The 18,639-nt window shown below is 71.8% G+C and carries 15 protein-coding genes; 8 read left to right on the forward strand and 7 right to left on the reverse strand.

The window, feature by feature from the left end:
- Together paoA and MFF13_RS18760 are read right to left on the reverse strand one after the other, a co-directional pair.
- The gene (paoA, locus tag MFF13_RS18755; protein ID WP_147750059.1) at positions 1-666 is read right to left on the reverse strand and encodes an aldehyde dehydrogenase iron-sulfur subunit PaoA; all 666 of its coding nucleotides are present in this window, start codon (positions 664-666) and stop codon (positions 1-3) included.
- Positions 667-883: 217 nt separating this feature from the next.
- A complete protein-coding gene (locus MFF13_RS18760; RefSeq protein WP_238272702.1) occupies positions 884-1,636 on the reverse strand; it encodes a sigma-70 family RNA polymerase sigma factor in 753 nt (250 codons plus the stop codon).
- Between the two features lie 284 nt (positions 1,637-1,920).
- Here MFF13_RS18760 and nadA point away from each other — a divergent pair, with 284 nt between their 5' ends.
- The 5 genes from nadA (at position 1,921) to MFF13_RS18785 (ending at position 7,985) form a co-directional block, all read left to right on the forward strand.
- Positions 1,921-2,943 (forward strand): quinolinate synthase NadA, encoded by a 1,023-nt coding sequence (nadA, locus tag MFF13_RS18765; RefSeq protein ID WP_147750061.1) that lies wholly within the window; start codon positions 1,921-1,923, stop codon positions 2,941-2,943.
- Positions 2,940-4,457 (forward strand): L-aspartate oxidase, encoded by a 1,518-nt coding sequence (locus MFF13_RS18770; protein WP_147763684.1) that lies wholly within the window; start codon positions 2,940-2,942, stop codon positions 4,455-4,457. Before nadA ends, MFF13_RS18770 begins: the two co-directional genes overlap by 4 nt.
- The gene (gene nadC / locus MFF13_RS18775; protein ID WP_147754326.1) at positions 4,454-5,308 is read left to right on the forward strand and encodes a carboxylating nicotinate-nucleotide diphosphorylase; all 855 of its coding nucleotides are present in this window, start codon (positions 4,454-4,456) and stop codon (positions 5,306-5,308) included. Before MFF13_RS18770 ends, nadC begins: the two co-directional genes overlap by 4 nt.
- Before the next feature lie 138 nt (positions 5,309-5,446).
- Positions 5,447-6,841, forward strand: a complete 1,395-nt coding sequence (locus MFF13_RS18780) for a cytochrome P450 (protein ID WP_147754327.1) — start codon at positions 5,447-5,449, stop codon at positions 6,839-6,841.
- Positions 6,842-7,325: 484 nt separating this feature from the next.
- Positions 7,326-7,985, forward strand: a complete 660-nt coding sequence (locus MFF13_RS18785) for a L,D-transpeptidase (protein ID WP_238272703.1) — start codon at positions 7,326-7,328, stop codon at positions 7,983-7,985.
- A 72-nt stretch (positions 7,986-8,057) separates the two neighbouring features.
- On the opposite strand, the gene MFF13_RS18790 is transcribed toward MFF13_RS18785, so the two are convergent.
- Entirely contained in the window at positions 8,058-8,498 is a 441-nt protein-coding gene (locus MFF13_RS18790; protein ID WP_147754329.1) for a gamma-butyrobetaine hydroxylase family protein, read from the reverse strand.
- Between the two features lie 177 nt (positions 8,499-8,675).
- On the opposite strand from MFF13_RS18790, the gene moaA reads away from it, so the two are divergent.
- Complete coding sequence (gene moaA, locus MFF13_RS18795; RefSeq protein WP_238272704.1) at positions 8,676-9,695, forward strand: GTP 3',8-cyclase MoaA; 1,020 nt, start codon at positions 8,676-8,678, stop codon at positions 9,693-9,695.
- A gap of 402 nt (positions 9,696-10,097) precedes the next feature.
- On the opposite strand, the gene MFF13_RS18800 is transcribed toward moaA, so the two are convergent.
- From MFF13_RS18800 to MFF13_RS18810, 3 genes are read right to left on the reverse strand one after another with little or no spacing between them, the layout of a single operon-like run.
- Positions 10,098-10,724, reverse strand: a complete 627-nt coding sequence (locus tag MFF13_RS18800) for a TPM domain-containing protein (RefSeq protein ID WP_147763685.1) — start codon at positions 10,722-10,724, stop codon at positions 10,098-10,100.
- Positions 10,714-11,496: a TPM domain-containing protein gene (locus tag MFF13_RS18805; RefSeq protein ID WP_238272705.1), complete on the reverse strand. Its 783-nt coding sequence runs from the start codon at positions 11,494-11,496 to the stop codon at positions 10,714-10,716. The genes MFF13_RS18800 and MFF13_RS18805 overlap by 11 nt, the downstream gene beginning before the upstream one ends.
- Before the next feature lie 12 nt (positions 11,497-11,508).
- Positions 11,509-12,144 carry a LemA family protein gene (locus MFF13_RS18810; RefSeq protein ID WP_147753457.1) on the reverse strand — a complete coding sequence of 212 codons (636 nt, stop codon included), beginning with the start codon at positions 12,142-12,144 and terminating at the stop codon, positions 11,509-11,511.
- A gap of 181 nt (positions 12,145-12,325) precedes the next feature.
- On the opposite strand from MFF13_RS18810, the gene MFF13_RS18815 reads away from it, so the two are divergent.
- Positions 12,326-12,685 (forward strand): Rdx family protein, encoded by a 360-nt coding sequence (locus MFF13_RS18815; protein ID WP_147753458.1) that lies wholly within the window; start codon positions 12,326-12,328, stop codon positions 12,683-12,685.
- A gap of 7 nt (positions 12,686-12,692) precedes the next feature.
- Positions 12,693-14,948 (forward strand): sensor histidine kinase, encoded by a 2,256-nt coding sequence (locus MFF13_RS18820; protein ID WP_147753459.1) that lies wholly within the window; start codon positions 12,693-12,695, stop codon positions 14,946-14,948.
- 302 nt (positions 14,949-15,250) lie between these two features.
- On the opposite strand, the gene MFF13_RS18825 is transcribed toward MFF13_RS18820, so the two are convergent.
- The gene (locus MFF13_RS18825; protein ID WP_147753460.1) at positions 15,251-18,514 is read right to left on the reverse strand and encodes an autotransporter family protein; all 3,264 of its coding nucleotides are present in this window, start codon (positions 18,512-18,514) and stop codon (positions 15,251-15,253) included.
- Positions 18,515-18,639: the final 125 nt, after the last annotated feature.

Here is an 18,639-nt window from a genome sequence, read left to right on the forward strand (position 1 = left end):
TTAGAGTTCGGTGCCGGCGGAGGAATCCGCCACTTCGCGGATCGCGGCGACGATGTTCGGGTAGGCGCTGCAGCGACAGAGGTTGCCGCTCATCCGCTCGCGGATCTCGGCATCGGTGAAGTCGGCCTTGCCGACGAGGTCCTCGGTGACGTGGCTCGGCCAGCCGGCCTTGGCCTCCGACAGCATGCCGACACTGGAGCAGATCTGGCCCGGCGTGCAGTATCCGCACTGGAAGCCGTCATGGTGGAGGAAGGCGGCCTGAAGCGGGTGAAGCTGCTCTTCGGTGCCGAGGCCCTCGATGGTGGTGATCGCGTCGCCCTCGTGCATCGCGGCCAGCGTCAGGCAGGAATTGATCCGGCGCCCGTCGATCAGAACCGTGCAGGCGCCGCACTGGCCGTGGTCGCAACCCTTCTTCGAGCCGTTGAGGTCGAGATGCTCGCGCAACGCGTCGAGGAGCGTCGTGCGGGTGTCGAGGGTGAGGTCGTGCGCCGTGCCGTTCACGGTCAGGCGGACCGGCAGCATCTGCGGGGCCGGGTCGCCGGGCTCCGTGGCGAAGGCAGGCCTTGCCGAAACGCCGAAGCCCGTGGCCGCCGCGGCGGCCGCACAGCTTTCCACCAGCGTCCGCCGGGTCAGCGCGAAGGCGCCGTCTCGTGTCTTGTCCGTCATGCTCGCTGTCCCGTGCGGCCGGCATGCCGGGCGCTGTGGTGCGGGCGAAGGGCGTGCCCGCAGGGCGGTGTCGCAACGGGAACGCCAGACGGATTGATTCGATCCGTTCCAAACTGCGCCGTATCGGCGCAACTGGATGAAGAATGCGATCGGCAGAAAGCAACCGGGCGTCGCGCAGGCGGCGTCGTGGAGGCTCGCAGGCGCGCCGCCGCTTCGGTCAGGCTCCGACGCCGACGGCGCTTTCGCCGATCGCCGACAGGGTGAGGTGGTCCGCCCCGACCTCGGCGCCGGTGTAGCCGAGCATGTGGGCGAGCTGGTCGCGGGCGCGCCAGACCCGGCTCTTCACCGTGCCGATCCGGCATTTGAGGATCGCGGCCGCCTCCTCGTAGGACACGTTCTCGACCGCCACCAGGATCAGCGCCTCGCGCATCGGCGGCGACAGCCGCCCGAGCGCGGCCTGCACGTCCTGCAGGTCGAGATGGCCGCCCTGCTCGGGCAGGCTCGTCAGGCGTGCGGCGTGGTCGCCGCCGCTGTCGGCGACCTCGCGGGCGTGCTTGCGGTGCACGCTGTAGAAAGCGTTCCGCATGATCGTGAACAGCCACGCACCGAGGTTGGTGCCGACCTTGAAGCTGCCGCGGCTGCGCCAGGCGCGCAGCATCGTGTCCTGCACCAGGTCGTCGGCTGCCGACGGGTTGCGCGTCAGCGAGATGGCGAAGCTGTGCAGGCTGGTCGCCGCTTCGAGGAGGCCGGCGCGGAACGCCGCGTCGTCGCGCCCCTTCGCGTCGGCGAGCAGGGCCTCGAGCCGCGCCAGCAGGTCGCCGAGATGCGGCGGCGGCGGGGCCTGCATCGAGGCGGCATAGGTGGTTCTTAGATGCTCACCCAGGTGGATGCGGATAGCATCGGACAGTTTCGGCGCCTCGACGGACAGGGATTCCGAGGTGCCGTTACAGTCTTCCGTGGTGATGAGCATCGTGCCCCGCGCAGCTGGAGTTCCGATGGCGCCTCGGCACCCAATCGGGATTTCGCGCAATCGTTCGGGCACCGCAGCAACATAGGTTATCTTCGAGCGATTTCGGCCTGCGGCGATCTGGGTCGGCGCCGACGCGGCTCGTGTGGACGGGCGGCGTGTCGCGACGCATGCGGGCGGGTGCGTCGCAAAACCGTTATGCTCAGTCTCAGCATATCTAGACAGGGCGATGCGGCGCGCCTAACTTAGGCGGCACAATGCTCAAACTGAGCATAATGGAGGGCGCCATGGCGTCGACCGCGTTTCCTGTCTCCGCCCCCCGCGCCGTCCCCGCCGGGATGCCGCTGCCCGACATCTACGCCCGCGTCAGCCGGCACATCCCGGCGATCGAGTGGCCGGCCCTCGTGCCCGACATCGAGGCGATCCTCCGCCTCAAGCGCGAGCGCAACGCCGTGATCCTGGCGCACAACTACCAGGCGCCGGAAATCTTCCACACGGTGGCCGACATCGTCGGCGACAGCCTGGCGCTCGCCCGCGAGGCGGTGACGGTGAAGGCCGACGTGATCGTGCTCGCCGGCGTGCACTTCATGGCCGAGACCGCCAAGCTCCTCAATCCGGGCAAGACCGTGCTGATCCCGGACCTCGCCGCCGGCTGCTCGCTCGCCGACTCGATCACCGCCGCGGACGTGCGCGGCCTGCGCGCGAAGTACCCCGGCGTGCCGATCGTGACCTACGTCAACACCTCGGCCGCGGTGAAGGCCGAGTCCGACCTGTGCTGCACCTCTGGCAACGCGGTGGAGGTGATCCGCTCGCTCGGCGTGAAGCGCGTGCTGATGATCCCGGACGAGTTCCTGGCGCAGAACGTCCAGGCGGTGCTGCCCGAGATCGAGATCCTGACCTGGGCCGGCCACTGCGAGGTGCACGAGCGCTTCACGCCCGCCGACATCCGCGACGTGCGCGAGAGCTATCCCGGCGTCACCGTCATCGCTCACCCCGAATGCCCGCCGGACGTGGTGGCCGAATCCGACTTCTCGGGCTCGACCGCGATGATGATGAACTTCGTCCTGGAGAAGCGCCCGGCCCAGGTCGTGCTCGTCACCGAGTGTTCGATGGCCGACAACATCGCCGCCGCCAACCCGGACATCGAGTTCATCAAGCCCTGCAACATGTGCCCGCACATGAAGCGCATGAGCCTGTCGAACATCCGGCACGCCCTGGAGACCATGACCCACGAGGTCGTCGTCGATCCCGCGCTGGCCGACCGGGCGCGGGCCGCCGTGGAGCGCATGCTCGCGGTGGGTGCGCGATGAACGCGTTCTCGCGCAACCCCGCCGACCGCGTCGTCGTCGTCGGCGCCGGCGTCGCCGGCTTGAGCGTCGCCCTGCGGCTCGCGCCGCGACCGGTGACGCTCGTCAGCGCCGCGCCGCTCGGGCTCGGCACCGCCACCGGCTGGGCCCAGGGCGGCATCGCCGCCGCGATCGGCGCCGACGACGCGCCGTCGCTTCATGCCGCCGACACCGAGGCCGCCGGCGCAGGCCTCACCGATCCCGCGGTCGCCCTGCGGGTCGCCGCGGAAGGCCCGCGGCTGATCGACTGGCTGGTCTCCCTCGGCGCGCCGTTCGACCGCGACGCCGCCGGCGCGCTGGCCCTCGGCCTGGAGGCGGCCCACGGCCGCCGCCGGATCGTGCGGGCCGGCGGCGATTCCACCGGGGCCCGCGTCCTCGAGACTCTGGTCCGGGCGGTGTTCGCCACGCCCTCGATCGAGCTGGTGACGGCCTCGGTCCACGACCTGCTGCGCGACGAGCACGGGGCGGTGGCCGGCGTGGTGTGCGAGCGCGACGGCGCCCGCTTCCGCATCCCCGCCCGGGCGGTGGTGCTCGCCACCGGCGGCGTCGGCGCGCTCTACGCCTCGACCACGAACCCGCGCGGCGCCACGGGTCAGGGCCTGGCGCTGGCGGCACGCGCCGGCGCGGTGATGCGCGACCTCGAGTTCGTGCAGTTCCACCCGACGGCGATCGCCGTCGGGGCCGACCCGATGCCCCTCGCCACCGAGGCGCTGCGGGGGGAGGGCGCGCGCCTCGTCGACGAGACCGGCGCCGCCGTGATGGCGGGCATCGCCGGCGGCGACCTCGCCCCGCGCGACGTCGTCGCCCGCGGCATCTTCCAGGCGCTGGCGCGCGGCCGAACCGTCTCCCTCGACACGCGCGGGGCGCTCGGCGCTGCGATGGCGACGCGGTTTCCGACGGTCGCCGGCCTGTGCGCCCAAGCCGGCATCGACCCGGCGCGGCAGGCGATCCCGGTGCGGCCGGCCGCGCACTACCACATGGGCGGCATCCGCGTGGACGGCGCGGGCGCGTCGAGCGTCCCTGGCCTCTACGCGAACGGGGAGGTCGCCTCCACCGGCCTGCACGGCGCCAACCGCCTCGCCAGCAACTCGCTCCTCGAGGCGCTGGCCTATTCGGGCTTCATCGCCGACGCCTTGGACGCGATGCCGCCGGGGCCGGCCGTGCCGGACATCCGCACCGAGCGCCCGGCGGGCGACCTGCCGGCGATCCGGCAGACCATGGAGCGCCACGTCGGCGTGGTGCGCGACGAGGCCGGGCTTCGGGCCGCCGTCGACGCCCTGACGCCGCTGGCGGAGGCGGGCTGCGATGCCGCGCTCACCGCCGTGATGATCGCGCAGGCCGCCCTCGACCGGCGCGAGAGCCGCGGCGGCCACTGGCGCAGCGACTTCCCCCACGCCGCGCCGGCACGGCACAGCGAGACGACGTTGCACGCCGTGATGCCCGAACCCGAGCGCACCGACGAGGCGATGGCCCGATGAGCGATATCCTGCCCCTGCCGCGGCTCCTCGTGGAGCCGATCGTCCGCGCAGCCCTGCTGGAGGACCTCGGCCGCGCCGGCGACATCACCACCGACGCGATCGTGCCGGCGGATGCCCGCCTCGACGGCGTCATCGCCGCGCGCCAGCACGGCGTGATCTCCGGCGTCGACGCCGCGGTGATCGCCTTCGCGCTGGTCGACCCGGCCGTCCAGGCGGTGATCGAGCGCGGCGACGGGGCGCGGGTCGCCCCCGGCGACGTGGTGATCCGCCTGTCGGGGCCGGCGCGCGCGATCCTCACCGCCGAGCGCGTGGCGCTGAACCTGCTCTGCCGGATGTCGGGCGTCGCCACCGCCACGTCCGGCCTCGTCGAGGCGGCGCGGCCGCACGGCAAGGCCTCGATCGTCTGCACCCGCAAGACCACGCCGGGCCTGCGCGCCCTGGAGAAGCACGCGGTGCGCGCCGGCGGCGGCTCCAACCACCGCTTCGGCCTCGACGACGCGGTGCTGATCAAGGACAACCACGTGGCGGTCGCCGGCGGCATCGTCCCGGCGATCGAGCGGGCGCGCGCCAGGGCCGGGCACCTCGTCAAGATCGAGGTCGAGGTCGACACCCTCGACCAGCTGCAGGAGGCGTTGTCGGTCGGCGCCGACGCCGTGCTCCTCGACAACATGAGCCCTGAGCAGCTCGCCCGCGCGGTCGCGATGATCGACGGGCGCGCGCTGTCGGAGGCCTCCGGCCGGATCAACGCGTCCACGGTCGGCGCCGTGGCGGCCTCCGGGGTCGACCTGATCTCCTGCGGCTGGATCACGCACAGCGCCGCGATCATCGATCTCGGCCTCGACGCCGCCTGATCGCATCCGCGGCGGGCCGGGCCCTCGCGGCGACGGCCTTGTGCCGAGGCCTCCGACGCCGCATGGCTCCGTCGCCTCGGGCGCGAGGCGAAGCGGTCCGGCATCCTTCGGCCCGGGCGGATGTCGGGACGGGGTCTCATGGCGGTCGGCGTGGAGGACGACGTGACGGAGGGGGCGGCTACGCCCGAACAGCCGCCGATTCCCGGAATGCCGCCGCGCCCGGCCCGCCGGCTGCCGACCTGGACCTTCCTCAAGACCGCCGCCACCAACTCGCTGGCGGCCTGCGACGCCGAGCTGTTCGAGACCCTTGTGGTCCCGCGCAACTACTGGAGCCAGCAGGTCCTGTTCGTCAGCGATCCTGAGGCGATCCGGCACGTGCTGATCGACCGGTTCGACAACTACCCGCGCGTGACCTCGATCCGCCGCCTGTTCGAGACCGACCTGCGGACGGGGACGCTGGCGAGCGAGGGCGAGGTCTGGCGCCGGCACCGCCGCGTCGCGACGCCGACGATCGATCCGCGCTCGATCCGCCCCGACGTGCCGGCGATGCTCGACCTCGCCGGGCGCATCGCCGACGAGGTCGCGTCGGCGGGCTCGACTGCGCCGGTGGACATCGAGCGGTCGGTCGGAAGTCTCTCGACCCTGCTGTGGAACCAGGTGGTGACCGGCGGCGACCCGGCGGGCCTGCCGATCCTGCGCTGGCTCTCGAAGGTGCCGCACAAGCCGCGGATGATCGACCTGATCCCGAAGCCGACCTGGCTCGCGGACCGCCTCGTCCACCACCGCCGCGACCCGGCGCTGCCGCTCCTCGACGCCGAGCTGCACGCGATGATCGCCGCAAGGCGCCAGCCGGACTATGCCGGGGCGCACGACCTGCTCTGGCGCCTCGCCCACGGCCGCGACCGGCAGACCGGGCAGGAACTCCCGGATTCGGAGGTCCGGGACGAGGCGGCGAGCCTGATCGCCGGCGGCGCGGCCTCCGTCCGGGCGCTGACCTGGATCTGGTATCTGCTCGCCCTGCATCCCGCTGTCGAGGCGCGGTTCCATGCCGAGCTCGATGCGGCCATGCCCGACGGCGTGGCGACGCCCGAGGCCCTCGACCGGCTCCCCTACACCCGCCGCGTGCTCGAGGAGGTGATGCGGCTCTATCCGCCGATCCCCGCCATCCTGCGGCAGGCCTCGGCGCGCGACGTGGTCGCCGGCCACCGGGTTCGCCGCGGCGCGATCATCGCGGTCATGCCGTGGATCGTGCACCGGCACCGGAAGCTGTGGCGCGACCCCGACCTGTTCGATCCCGAACGCTTCACAGAAGCCAACGGCGTCGGCCGGCCGCGGCTCGCGTACCTGCCCTTCGCGACCGGCCCGCGGGTCTGCGTCGGGGCGTCCTTCGCGATGACGCAGATGCTGGTGGTGATCGCCGTGCTCGGACGCCGCTTCCGGTTCCGCCTCGCCTCGGATGCGCCCGTGGTGCCGTTCGGTGCCATCAGCCTGCAGCCGAAGGGCGGCCTGCCCGTCCTGGTCGAGCCGCGCTGATCCCGAGCGCAGGACCGGACAAGGAAAAAGCGCGTCCTCGATCATGAGGAACGCGCTTCCGAAGGTGGCCCGTGGTCTCAGGATACGGGCGCAGTTCTCCTAGCTTGCCGCCGCAGCATCCGTACCGGGGTTCAGAGCCGAATAGACTACAAAGGCAGCGCGATGTTCCGTCCCCGGCGGGACGCGAGGACATGGAAATCCCGGCTTCGATGCGGCGTCGCGGTATTCGATCGCTGCCGGCAAACAATGGCGGATCGATCCCCGTTCGAACGGCGCCGCCAGAGCGCGATTTCGCCACGATACGGCAACGCTGCCACAGTGTTGCCACCGTGTCACGGCGCGGCGCCAACCATGGTGCGGCGCGGTTTCAGGCTTGGCTTTGGGCCGCGCTCGTTTACCCCTTGGCGAGACTTGGTACGCCAACGTGCCGAAGCGTCGTCCACCGCGTTCTCCACAGCTTTCGCCTGCCTTCTGAGAGGCCTTGATGCGTCGTAACTTCGCCCTGATCGGGCTCGTCTGCGCGGCTGCCGCCTGGGCGGCTCCCGCACTCGCCTACGAGATCGACCCGCTGACCCGTCAGCCGCTGAACAACGCCCTATCCGTGCGCGTGCGCCCGCAGGCGGTCCAGGTCGTCGCGGTCCCGACGGCCAACGCCTCGCTGAACGCCGCCGACCCGATGGCCTCCACCGTCCCGCAGATGTCGGCGGTGCCGCGCGAGACCGTGGCCTATAGCGGCCCGTACTCGGCCGGCACGATCGTGGTCTCCACCGCCGAGCGCCGCCTGTACTACATTCTCGGCAACGGCGAGGCCCTGCGCTACGGCGTCGGCGTCGGCCGTCCCGGCTTCACCTGGGGCGGCGTCCAGAACATCACCATGAAGAAGGAATGGCCGGATTGGCGCCCGCCGTCGACCATGCTGCGCCGCCGCCCCGACCTGCCGCGCTTCATGAAGGGCGGCATCGAGAACCCGCTCGGCGCCCGCGCCATGTATCTCGGCGGCTCGATCTACCGCATCCACGGCTCGAACGAGCCGGAGACCATCGGTACCGCCGTCTCCTCGGGCTGCATCCGCATGGCCAACGAGGACGTGATCGACCTCTACACCCGCGCCAAGGTCGGCACGAAGGTCATCGTCCAGCGCTGATCGCGTCGATCCCGGACCACGAGCAAAGAAGGCCGGCCGAGACGCCGGCCTTTTTTGCTGCCCCGCCTGCCCTCAGTGGCAGCCGCACCCGCCGCCTCCGCTCCCGCATCCGCCCTTCGCCGCGGTTCCGCCCTTGATCGGGGCGACCTTCGCGGTCTCGCGGTCCAGCCCGCGCTCGGCGAGTTCGTCGAGGTAGGTCGCCCAGCGAGAATCGTATTCGCGGCCGAGCTCGTGCAGGTAGTTCCAGCCGAAGATGCCGGTGTCGTGCATGTCGTCGAAGCCGAGCTTCACCGCGTAGTTGCCGACCGGCTGGATCTCCAGGATCGCCACCGCGCGCTTGCCGCCGATCACCTTGCGCTCGGCCGGCGAGTGGCCCTGCACCTCCGCCGACGGGCTCGACACCCGGAGATATTCGGCCGGCAGCGCGTAGCGCCCGCCGTCGTCGAAGGCGACGTTGAGCACGCGCTTGTCCCCCGACAGCCGGATCTCGGTCGGCCAGCGTTCCTCGGTCACGGTCGGACTCCCTTGTAACGTCTCTTGCGACGTCTCTTGCAACTTCTGAGGCGGGCGGCGCCTCTGCGGCCCTGCACGCGCTTGCCCGCGGGCCTGCGTCCCATCATATGCGCATCCATGCTAGGTTCGTCATCCGATCCCCGCGCGGAAACCGCGTCGTCGCGTTCAGAGTCCCGCATGGGTCATCAGAGCCACCCTCAGCCGGCACCGCTGATCGATCCGTTCCAGCGGGCGATCACGTACCTGCGCATCTCCGTGACCGATCGCTGCGACCTGCGCTGCGTGTACTGCATGTCCGAGGAGATGAACTTCCTGCCCAAGCGCGACCTGCTCACGCTGGAGGAGCTGGACCGGCTCTGTGGGGTGTTCATCGACCGCGGCGTGCGCAAGCTCCGCATCACCGGCGGCGAGCCGCTGGTGCGGCGCGACATCATGCACCTGTTCCGCCGCCTGTCGCGCCATCTCGGCACCGGCGCGCTGGACGAGCTGACGCTTACCACCAACGGCACCCAGCTCGGGCGCTTCGCGGCCGAGCTGGCCGAGCTCGGGATCCGCCGCGTCAACGTCTCGCTCGACACCCTCGACCCCGACAAGTTCCGCGCGATCACCCGCCGCGGCGACCTGCCGGTGGTACTCGACGGCATCGCAGCCGCGCGCGCCGCCGGCATCAAGGTCAAGATCAACGCCGTGGCGCTGAAGGGCGTGAACGAGGACGAGATCGCCGACATGATCGCCTGGGCCCACGGCCTCGGCATGGACATGACGCTGATCGAGGTGATGCCGCTGGGTGAGGTCGACAACGACCGCACCGACCAGTTCCTGCCGCTCTCGGTCGCCCGCGCCCGCCTGGAGCATCGTTACACGATGACGCCGCTTCCAGACCACACCGGCGGCCCGGCCCGCTACGTCCGCGTCGAGGAGACCGGCGGGCGCCTCGGCTTCATCACGCCGCTGACCCACAATTTCTGCGAGAGCTGCAACCGCGTCCGCCTGACCTGTACCGGCAAGCTCTACATGTGCCTCGGCCAGGAGGACGCCGCCGACCTCCGCTCGGCGCTGCGCGCCTCGCCGGACGACGCGCTCGTCACCGCGGCCGTGGTTGAGGCGATCTCGCGCAAGCCGAAGGGCCACGATTTCGTCATCGAGCGCCAGCGCCCCGCCGCGGTGCCCCGCCACATGAGCGTGACCGGCGGCTGAGACCCGCCCGGCGCTTTTACGCCGGTGATTCTTCCTCGGGTCCACCGATATCGCCCCATTGCGTTACGGTCTCGGATCACGCGCGGGTCCCCCTCTTCCCGCAGGCGGGGAGAGGCCCGCACGGACCTCGTCGTCCGTGCGGGAAGCGAAGGCGGAGCCGAAGCGACGGTGAGGGGGCGCCAACGGACGAGGCTCCTCCGGCTCAGCCCCCTCACCGTCGGCTGCCGCCTCGCTTTGCCGACGACGAGGTCGACAAAGCCCTCTCCCCGCACGCGGGGCGAGGTGATGCGCGTGCGGCGAGCAGCCAAGTGTACGACCGGCAGGAGTACGGATGCCCGAAGCCGGTAGCCCTCGGTTTTCGGAATCACTTGGTTGGACGAAGGCCCGATCCGATCCTCGGCCTCACTCGACGACGATGACGTGGTTCGGCAGTTCGTCGGGGTTTTCGGGACCGGCCGGGACGTGACGCGCCAGCTCCGCGCCGATGCGTTCGATCGCGCGCAGGAGCCCGGCTTCCGCCTCGCCCGCGCGGAGCGCGGCCGTGAGGTCGGCCAGCGTCGTGGTCCATCGCGCGTCGCCGACCCGCTCCAGGATGCCCGTGTCGGCGACGATCTCGGCATGCTGCTCGGCGAGCGACAGGTGGAGCAGGATGCCGGTCCGCCCGCGGGTGCGCCCCAGCCCCCGCGCCCGGAACGCGCGGCGCGCGGCGTCGCGGGCGCGCGCCCGGCGGACGCGACGCGGCGTCAGGCCGAGGCGTAGCCGCTCCGACAGTCCCGCCGCGAGGATGGCCGCCACCAGGGCGGCCTGCGCCAGCAGGATGGTCCCGGTGCTCCAGGCGGTCAGGGCGAGCAGGGGCCAGGGCAGGATCAAGCCGCCGACGAGCGCCGCCACGGTCGCGAACGATCGGTATTGCCCGGCGCGCGCCGCCACCATCACGACGATCTCGCCGGCGGTGCCGGCCTCGGCGTGGCCGACCGCGCGCTCGATGCGCGCGCGGGCCTCGGCGTCGAGCAAGGGTCTACCAGTCACCCGATGCCCCTCCGCCGCCGGAGGAGCCGCCCCCGCCCGAGAACCCGCCGCCATCCGAGAAGCCGCCGCCGAACCCGCCCGAGGTGCCGCCGCTCCATCCGCCGGAGCCCGGACCCGGCAGGAAGACGATGCCCCCGCCGCGCCCGCTCCCGCCGCGGTTCATGCGCCACGCGACGAACAGGACCAGGAGGAACAGGCCGACGAAGAGCGCCACCTGCGTCGGGTCGACCTCGTCGGCGCGGACCTTCGGCTTGCGCTGCCAGACCTCCGCGTCGCCCGCGAGGATCGAGAGGATGCCGTCGACGCCGGCGGTGATCCCGCCGGCGAAGTCGCCCTCCTTGAAGCGCGGCGTGATCGCGCTGGCGATGATCACGCGGGACAGGGCGTCGGTGAGCGCGCCTTCGAGGCCGTAGCCGACCTCGATGCGGACCTTGCGCTCGGCCGGCGCCACGATCAGCAGGACGCCGTTGTTGGTCTTCGCCTGGCCGATCTTCCACTCGCGGAACAGGCGGTTGCCGTAATCCTCGATCGTGGTGCCCTGCAGGTTCGGCACCGTTGCCACTACCACCTGGTCGGAGGTCTTGTCCTCGTAAGCCTTCAGCTTGGACTCGATCGTCCCGCGCTGCTCCGGCGTGAGGATGCCAGCGGCGTCGACGACCCGTCCGGTCAGCTTGGGGAAGCTCAGCTCCGCGCCGAGCGCAGCCGCCCACAGCCCGACGCAGGCCGCGAGGGCGAGGACGAGGGGGAAGGCGAGGCGCGCGCCGCGCAGCATGCGCGAGGTGCCCTAGAACTTCACGTTGGGCGCACGCTCCGCGTTCGGCGTCGCCGTGAAGGTCTCCATCGGCTTCGATTCCGGATAGAACCACGAGGCGATCCAGCGACCGGGGATGGTGCGGATCTCGGTGTTGTAGGCCTGGACCGAGCCGATGTAGTCGCGCCGCGCCACGGCGATGCGGTTCTCGGTGCCCTCGAGCTGCGACTGCAGCGCCAGGAAGTTCTGGTTCGATTTCAGGTCGGGGTAGGCCTCGACCGTGGCGAGCAGGCGCCCGAGGGCGCCGCTGAGCTGGTTCTGCGCGTCTTGGAACTGCTTGAACTTGGCCGGGTCGGTGATCGTCGAGGCGTCGACCTTGACGCTGGTCGCGTTGGCGCGGGCCTCCGTCACCTTGGTCAGGGTGTCCTGCTCCTGCTTGGCGTAGCCCTTCACCGTCTCGACGAGGTTCGGGATCAGGTCGGCGCGGCGCTGGTACTGGTTCTGCACCTCGCTCCAGGAGGACTTCGCCTGCTCCTCCAGGGTCGGCACGCGGTTGATCGCCCCGCAGCCCGAGAGGCAGGTCGCGAACAGCATCGCGATCAGCGCGCCGGCGACCCGGGCGATGAGGGGGCTGGTTCGCGGCGTCGCGAAATCCGCACTCGACGACATGTCCACCACTCCTGGAAGCTGCATCCGGCCCAGCTTGGCCGTACTTCACGTCCGCGTGAGATAGGGGCTCGGACCCGCCGAGAGAAGGGCCGCGCCGGCTTTCCGCGACGCTCGTCCGGTCCGCCGTCACGGGCCGTGCCCGAGGTTGACAAGGCCACCCCCGCGGTGCGCTGTGCGCGCCATGGATGACACGCCCCATGCTGCGGCTGACAAGCCGCGCGTCGCCATCACCTATTGTACCCAGTGCAACTGGCTCCTGCGGGCCGCCTGGATGGCGCAGGAACTGCTCTCGACCTTCCGAGACGACCTCGGCGAGGTCGCGCTGATCCCGGCGACCGGCGGGGCGTTCTCGATCACCGTGGGCGCCGACACCGTCTGGGAGCGGACCCGCGACGGCGGCTTCCCCGACGTGAAGGTCCTCAAGCAGCGGGTGCGCGACCGGCTCGATCCGGGGCGCGACCTCGGCCATATCGACCGGGCGCGTCCGGAACCGTCTCGATCGGATCCGACCAAGTCCGACCCGCCGAAGTCCGACCCGTGATGGCGCGATGCTTCAGGACCACGCCCCCGCCGCCGAGCCCGGCGAGATCGCGGATGCACCGGTGAGCCCGAGCGAGCTGCCCGCCGCGCCGGTCCGCCGCGGCCCGCCGCCGAACTGGCTCCGGCGGCGCATCGCGCGGCTGGAGCGCAACGGCGCCTCGACGCAGGTCTACCTCGTCGCGCTCGTGATCGCTTTGATCGGGCCGGGCCTGATCTTCACGGCGATCCTGCTCGCCCGCTACGCCTCCGTCGAGCGCGCCCGCTTCGAGCAGGACGCGCGCGAGAACGTGCGCGGCATCGCCCTGTCGGTCGACCGCGACACCGCCGGCCTGGTCTCGGTGCTGCAGACGCTGGCCACCTCGCCACGCCTCAAGGACGGCGAGTTCGAGGCGTTCGACGCCCAGGCGCGCCTCGTCCGCGAGGCGATCGACCTCGACATCATGCTGCGCCGGCCGGACGGGCAGCAGATCGTGAACACCGGGATCAAGCGCGGCGGCATGCTGCCGGTCACCGCCCTGCCGCTCGACAAGGAGGTCGCCTCGGGCACGCAGCGGGCGATGGTGACGGGCTTCCTGCCGGGGCCGATGCCGAGCGACGCGACCTACGCGGTCGCCGTCCCGGTGATGGTGGGCACGAACGTCGCCTACATCCTGAGCTTCAACGCGCCCTTGAGCCGCCTCCAGGCGATCCTCGCCCGAGAGGTGGTGGAAGGCTGGACCACCGGCATCTCCGACCGGCAGGCGCTGGTGCTCGCGCGCCTGCCGGACCCTGGCTCGGTCGTCGGTCGCCCGCGCCTCCAGAGCCTGCGCCAGATCCAGACCGAGACCCCCGGGGTGTGGGAGGGCAAGGACCGGCAGCATCGGCCGGTCGTGGTGGTGGAGGCGCGCTCGCGCCTCACCGGGTGGACGGTCGGCACCAGCATCCCGCAGGCCCTCGTCGACGCCCGGCTCCGGCGCTGGGTCTGGGCCTTCGGCGGATTCGGCCTCCTCGTGCTGGCGACCTCCTCGGCGCTCGCCGTCGTCCTGTGGTCGCGGGTCTCGCGCCCCTTGCGGCAGCTCGCGGCCTCCGGGCCGGCCCTTTCGCGCGGCGAGGCGATCCCCCGCATCGCCTCGCCGGTGCACGAGATCCGCCGGCTCGGCGACGTGCTCACCGACGCGTCCCTGCGCCTCAAGACCCGCGAGGGCGAGCGCGACCGGGCGCTCGCCGACACCCGCCGCGGGCTCTCGGCCCTGCGCGAGAGCGAGGCGCGCTTCCGCCACATGGCCGATTCCGCGCCGGCGCTGATCTGGATGACCGACGAGGACGCGACGATCAGCTTCGCCAACATGCACTTCGAGCACATCTTCGGCATGCCGGCGACGGCCCTGGCCAACGAGGGCTGGCACAAGATCATCCACCCCGACGACCTCGCCGGCTTCTCGACGACCTTCACGGAAGCCTTCGGGGCACGAAAGCCTTTCCGCACCGAGGTCCGCGTGATCGACCGCGACGGCGCGGTGCGCTGGCTGCGCTGCGAGGGCGTGCCGCGCCTCGACGACGGCGGCACCTTCCTCGGCTACACCGGCTGCAACGTCGACATCACCGACGCCAAGTTCGCAGAAGAGCACCTGCTGCTCCTGATCCACGAGCTGAACCACCGGGTGAAGAACACCCTGGCCACCGTGCAGTCGATCGCCAACCAGTCGTTGCGCGGTCTCGAAGGCGCCGAGGCGGACGCGGCCCGCGCGGCCTTCGAGGCCCGCCTGCTGGCGCTCGCCCGCGTCCACGACGTCCTCACCCGCGAGAGCTGGGAGGGGGCCGAGATCGGCACCGTCGTGGCCGACGCGATCCGGCCCCTCGACGCCACCGAGGTCTCGCGCTTCCGGGTCTCCGGGCCGCCCTTACGGCTGCCGCCGCGGATCGCCCTCTCCATCGCCATGGCGCTGCACGAGCTCGGCACCAACGCGGTGAAGTACGGCGCGCTCTCGCGGGAGGGCGGACGCATCGACATCGGCTGGACGATTCGGCGCGACGACGAGGTCTGCCTCACCCTGCAATGGGTCGAGAGCGGTGGGCCGCCGGTCGCCAAGCCCACCCGCACCGGCTTCGGCTCGCGGCTGATCGAGCGCAGCCTCGCCCGCGAGCTCGCCGGCGAGGTCAACCTCGCCTTCGACCCCGGCGGCGTCGTCTGCACGATCGTCGCCCCGGTGCCGCCCCCCGGCCTGCTCGAGCGCAAGGGCGGCACCGACGTGCCGCGGATCGCCCCGCTCCCGCGGCTGGGGTAACGGCGCTCGGGTTTCGGGTGGGGGCGAGGTAGCCGGGTCGGAGAGCCTGTCGGTTTCCTGCCGAATGCCGAAGCTGAACGAGCCTCCGTCCCACCCACCCCTCATCTGACGTGCTTTCGCGAAGCGGAAGCCTCGAAGGAGGCCTTCAGTGGTCGCGTGTCCGGCTGGAGGGCTCCTTCGAGGCCGCTTGCGCTGCACCTCAAAATGAGGGGGGTGGGTGGGGTGAACCGTAGAATATGAAGCCGCCGCGAGCTGATGATCGCGGCGGCGGGTCTTCAGACCGGTGGGGCGTCGGGGCCGGATCAGAACCGGTAGGTGAAGTTGCCCTTCACCGCGTGGTCCTCGGCGCGGGTCCCGACCTGGCCGGTATAGGCGACGCCGAGGGTGGCGGCGGCCGAGACCCGCAGGTCGAGGCCGGCTTCCGCCACCAGGGCATCGCGGTCGATCGGGATGCCGGCGGTGAGGAAGGCCGGGCCGGTGGCGCCGAAGGCGAGCAGCGCGGTGGGCACCACGTCGCCGAAGGCGCGGCGGTAGCCGAGGAGGCCGTGGGCCGAGACCGGCACGCCGAGGCCGAGGTCGAGGCTGGTCTGCGCCCGCACGCCGGCGGTGGCGGTGCCAAGGTCGTAGTCGCGGGCAAAGCCCGTCAGCGCGGCGATGCCGCCGGTCTCGGTGAAGCGGTCGCGGCCGATCGAGACGTAGGCGCCGCCGACGAAGGGCTCTATGTAGGAGAGCGTCGTCACCGGGACCGGGGCGGCGTCCTTGCCGATCGGCGGCGTGGCGCCGCCGAAGACGAACTTGTAGCCGAGTTCGCCGAAACCCTGGATCGTCGAGCCGCCGGTCCGGGCGCTCGGCGTATCGGAGACGCCGGCGAACAGCACCGTCCGGCGCAGGCGCGCCGCGTTGTCGGCGTAGACCGCGCCGAGCCGCAGCGAGACCGGCCCGAGCTCGTACCCGCCGTAGACGCCGCCGAAGCCGCTCTCGATCGAGCCGGATTGCAGGCGGCCGGCCGTGTCGAGGCTGGTCGAAGTGTAGCCGCCGGCGACGCCGACGCGGAAGCCGCTCTCCAGACGCACGTCCGCGCCGAGCACGAAGCCCGAGGTCTGGCGCGACAGGCTCGCCGCGTTGCCGTCGGTGCGGGCCTCGCCGAAGCTGCCGAAGCCCTGGCCCCAGAGCCCGAACACCCGCGGATCGAGGGTGCGGACCGCCACCGGCGTCGGCGCGGCGCGCCGGCCGGGTAGGTCGGCGGTGTAGGCGGCCGGCAGGCGGCCGTAATCGGCCCCGTCCGCGTAGCCCGGCGTCGCGCCCCAGCGCATCCGGTCGAGGATCGCCTCGCGGACGAAGAACGCCGTCTCGAACTCGGCCGAGATCGCGCTGGCATGGATGTCGCCGGTGAGCGCCCGGAATGCGCCGACCGCCTCCGAGGTGGTGAGCCCGACGGTGCGGTCGTAGACGCCGGCGCCGGGGCCGGCGGCCTGGATCGCGTTGGCGACCGCGCCCTGGTTGCGCGTCTGCGCGATCGTCGCGAAGGCGACGTCGTTGCGCGTCAGCGTCAGGTCGACCTCGGTCGGCTGGTAGCGCAGGGTCGGGGTGAGGAAGGCGAAGTTCGCGGTGACGCCCGAGAACTGGCCGGCGACGCCGCCCGCCGCGGTGAGGATCGCGTATTGGGTGCGCGGATCGTAGCTGCCGGCGGCCGCCAGGACCTGCACGGTGCCGCCCGCGAGCGTCGCCGCGCCGCCGACGGCGAGCCGGTCGGACTGCCCGGCGGCGTTGGCCTCGACCTGGAACGTCGAGCCCGCTGCGAACGCCGCGTTGCCCGAGACCGTCAGCGTGCCGATCGAATTGCCCGGCGCCACGGTGCCGCCCGACAGCGCGGTGATGCCGCCGACCGTGCCGGTGCCGCCCAGCAGGCCGCCGCCGTTGACGGTGACGAGGCCGGCGATGGTGCCGTTGGCGTAGAGCGCGCCGCCGCCGCCGATTCCGACGTTGGTGTTCAGCGTGTCGGCGGCGTCCATCCGCAGGGTGCCGGCGACGTTCCCGAAGTAGCCCGCAGCCGAGTACAGGTCGAGGCGGGCCCAGTAGCTCAGGTCCGTCCCGTAGAGGGCGGCGAGCGCGTTGGTCTGGGTGTTGACCAGGATCTGGTTGATCGTGCTCGTCTGCAGCGTGCCGTAGAGGCCGCCGTTCGGGGCGATCGTGCGCGCGGCGGCGGTGCTGCCGCCGTAGAGCGGCGCCAGCAGGATCGAGGCGTCGGGGCCGTTGGCCGGGGCCGCCTCGCGCGGGGCCTGCGCGAAGGTCAGGGTCGGCAGGCCGTAGGTCAGGCGCGCCTGGTAGAGCGCTTGGTTGGCGGCCGAGGGCAGGTAGGGGTTGTTCACGGTGTTGGCCGCGCTCGCCGCGCAGGCCGCGACGGTGTTGCCGCACTGCGCCGCCTCGTAGGCCTGCAACTCGGCCGCCGCCTTGGTGAACAGGCCCGGCACGTTGATCGCCGTGCCGGTCGTGGCCGCGTTGTTGACGTAGGCCGGGTTGGTGAAGGCCTGGGCGAGGTCGTAGGCCGAGAACGCCCGCGAGGCGATGATGTCGAGCGGGTAGTGGACGCCGAGCACGATGCGGCTGTTGCCGTAGTCCGACGCGCGCAGCAGCATGTTCTGGTACTGCTGCGGCACCAGCATCGCGAGCAGGTATCCGTCGGTATAGGCGTACTGCGTGTGGCCGCTCGGGAAGGACGGGTTGGTGGCGATGCCGCTCAGTGCCGTCGGGTCGAAGACGTTGTAGCGGGCCTGCGCGACCTGGATCGGACGCGAGGAGCCGTAGACGTCCTGGCCGGCTTGCGTGTTGCGCACGCCGTAGGCGAGGTCGAGGACGCTGTCGGAGCGGTTGGGCAGGGTGCCGGTCGTCCCGGCCGCACCGGCGGGGGATCCGGCGGGGATCGTGTAGGGACCGGTGGGCAGGGTGTAGCCGGCGGGCGCCACCGCCGGCACCGGCACGTAGCCGGCCGGCGTTGTGCTCGGGTTCGTCGCCGCGCCGTTGGCGAAGTAGTTCTTCGCGACGCCGAGGTCGGCGCTGAACACGCTGTAGGCCTGGTTCAGCAGGTTGAAGGTGCCGGTCAGCGGCCCGGAGGTCGCGTTGCTCGCGCGGATGCCGGTCTGGTAGATCGCGCCGAGCTGCGGCCCGAGGCCGCCGACGGGCTGGACGGGGCTCAGGCCGCCCGCGCTCTGCGGCGCCTGCGACGGCAGGCCGCCGGCGATGTTGTCGGCCGGCCCGAGGTTGACGCGGGTCCCATTGGCGAGGGTGATCGTCGTGGCGAAGGCGGCGCTGCCCGGCAGCGCCTTGTCGCTGATCGCCTTCTGCTGGTCGGCGACCGAGGCACCCTGGTTCTGGGCGATCGCCTGCGAGAGGTTGAGCTGCAGCGTCTGCTGGCCGACGGTCGTTCCGTTGAGGCCGAGGAACGGGCCGAGCAGGTTCAGCACGTTCACGTTCGACGGCGTCGTGTTGACGGTCTGCGCCTGCGCTGTGCCGGCCCCGTAAGTCGCGACCATCACCGTGATGATCGACACGCCCTGCTTGAAGTCCATGATTCGCCCCCTCGCGCCGCTCGTCGCGCTCGATGGCGAAGGACTATCGAACTCTACGGCCGAGTCTTCGTCATAATCCAGTCACAATATTCACGCCGATCCAGCGTTGCCGGAAAGCAACATTC

It is taken from the genome of Methylobacterium cerastii (assembly GCF_022179125.1).
Classification (GTDB): domain Bacteria; phylum Pseudomonadota; class Alphaproteobacteria; order Rhizobiales; family Beijerinckiaceae; genus Methylobacterium; species Methylobacterium cerastii.

What these genes read in the sequence shown, in the direction of transcription:
- MFF13_RS18780 (WP_147754327.1), top strand. Translation starts at nt 5,447, where the DNA reads ATGGCGGTCGGCGTGGAGGACGACGTGACGGAGGGGGCGGCTACGCCC.
- nadA (WP_147750061.1), top strand. Translation starts at nt 1,921, where the DNA reads ATGGCGTCGACCGCGTTTCCTGTCTCCGCCCCCCGCGCCGTCCCCGCC.
- MFF13_RS18785 (WP_238272703.1), top strand. Translation starts at nt 7,326, where the DNA reads ATGCGTCGTAACTTCGCCCTGATCGGGCTCGTCTGCGCGGCTGCCGCC.
- MFF13_RS18815 (WP_147753458.1), top strand. Translation starts at nt 12,326, where the DNA reads ATGGATGACACGCCCCATGCTGCGGCTGACAAGCCGCGCGTCGCCATC.
- paoA (WP_147750059.1), bottom strand. Translation starts at nt 666, where the DNA reads ATGACGGACAAGACACGAGACGGCGCCTTCGCGCTGACCCGGCGGACG.
- MFF13_RS18770 (WP_147763684.1), top strand. Translation starts at nt 2,940, where the DNA reads ATGAACGCGTTCTCGCGCAACCCCGCCGACCGCGTCGTCGTCGTCGGC.
- moaA (WP_238272704.1), top strand. Translation starts at nt 8,676, where the DNA reads ATGGGTCATCAGAGCCACCCTCAGCCGGCACCGCTGATCGATCCGTTC.
- MFF13_RS18820 (WP_147753459.1), top strand. Translation starts at nt 12,693, where the DNA reads ATGCTTCAGGACCACGCCCCCGCCGCCGAGCCCGGCGAGATCGCGGAT.
- MFF13_RS18760 (WP_238272702.1), bottom strand. Translation starts at nt 1,636, where the DNA reads ATGCTCATCACCACGGAAGACTGTAACGGCACCTCGGAATCCCTGTCC.
- nadC (WP_147754326.1), top strand. Translation starts at nt 4,454, where the DNA reads ATGAGCGATATCCTGCCCCTGCCGCGGCTCCTCGTGGAGCCGATCGTC.
- MFF13_RS18810 (WP_147753457.1), bottom strand. Translation starts at nt 12,144, where the DNA reads ATGTCGTCGAGTGCGGATTTCGCGACGCCGCGAACCAGCCCCCTCATC.
- MFF13_RS18805 (WP_238272705.1), bottom strand. Translation starts at nt 11,496, where the DNA reads ATGCTGCGCGGCGCGCGCCTCGCCTTCCCCCTCGTCCTCGCCCTCGCG.
- MFF13_RS18825 (WP_147753460.1), bottom strand. Translation starts at nt 18,514, where the DNA reads ATGGACTTCAAGCAGGGCGTGTCGATCATCACGGTGATGGTCGCGACT.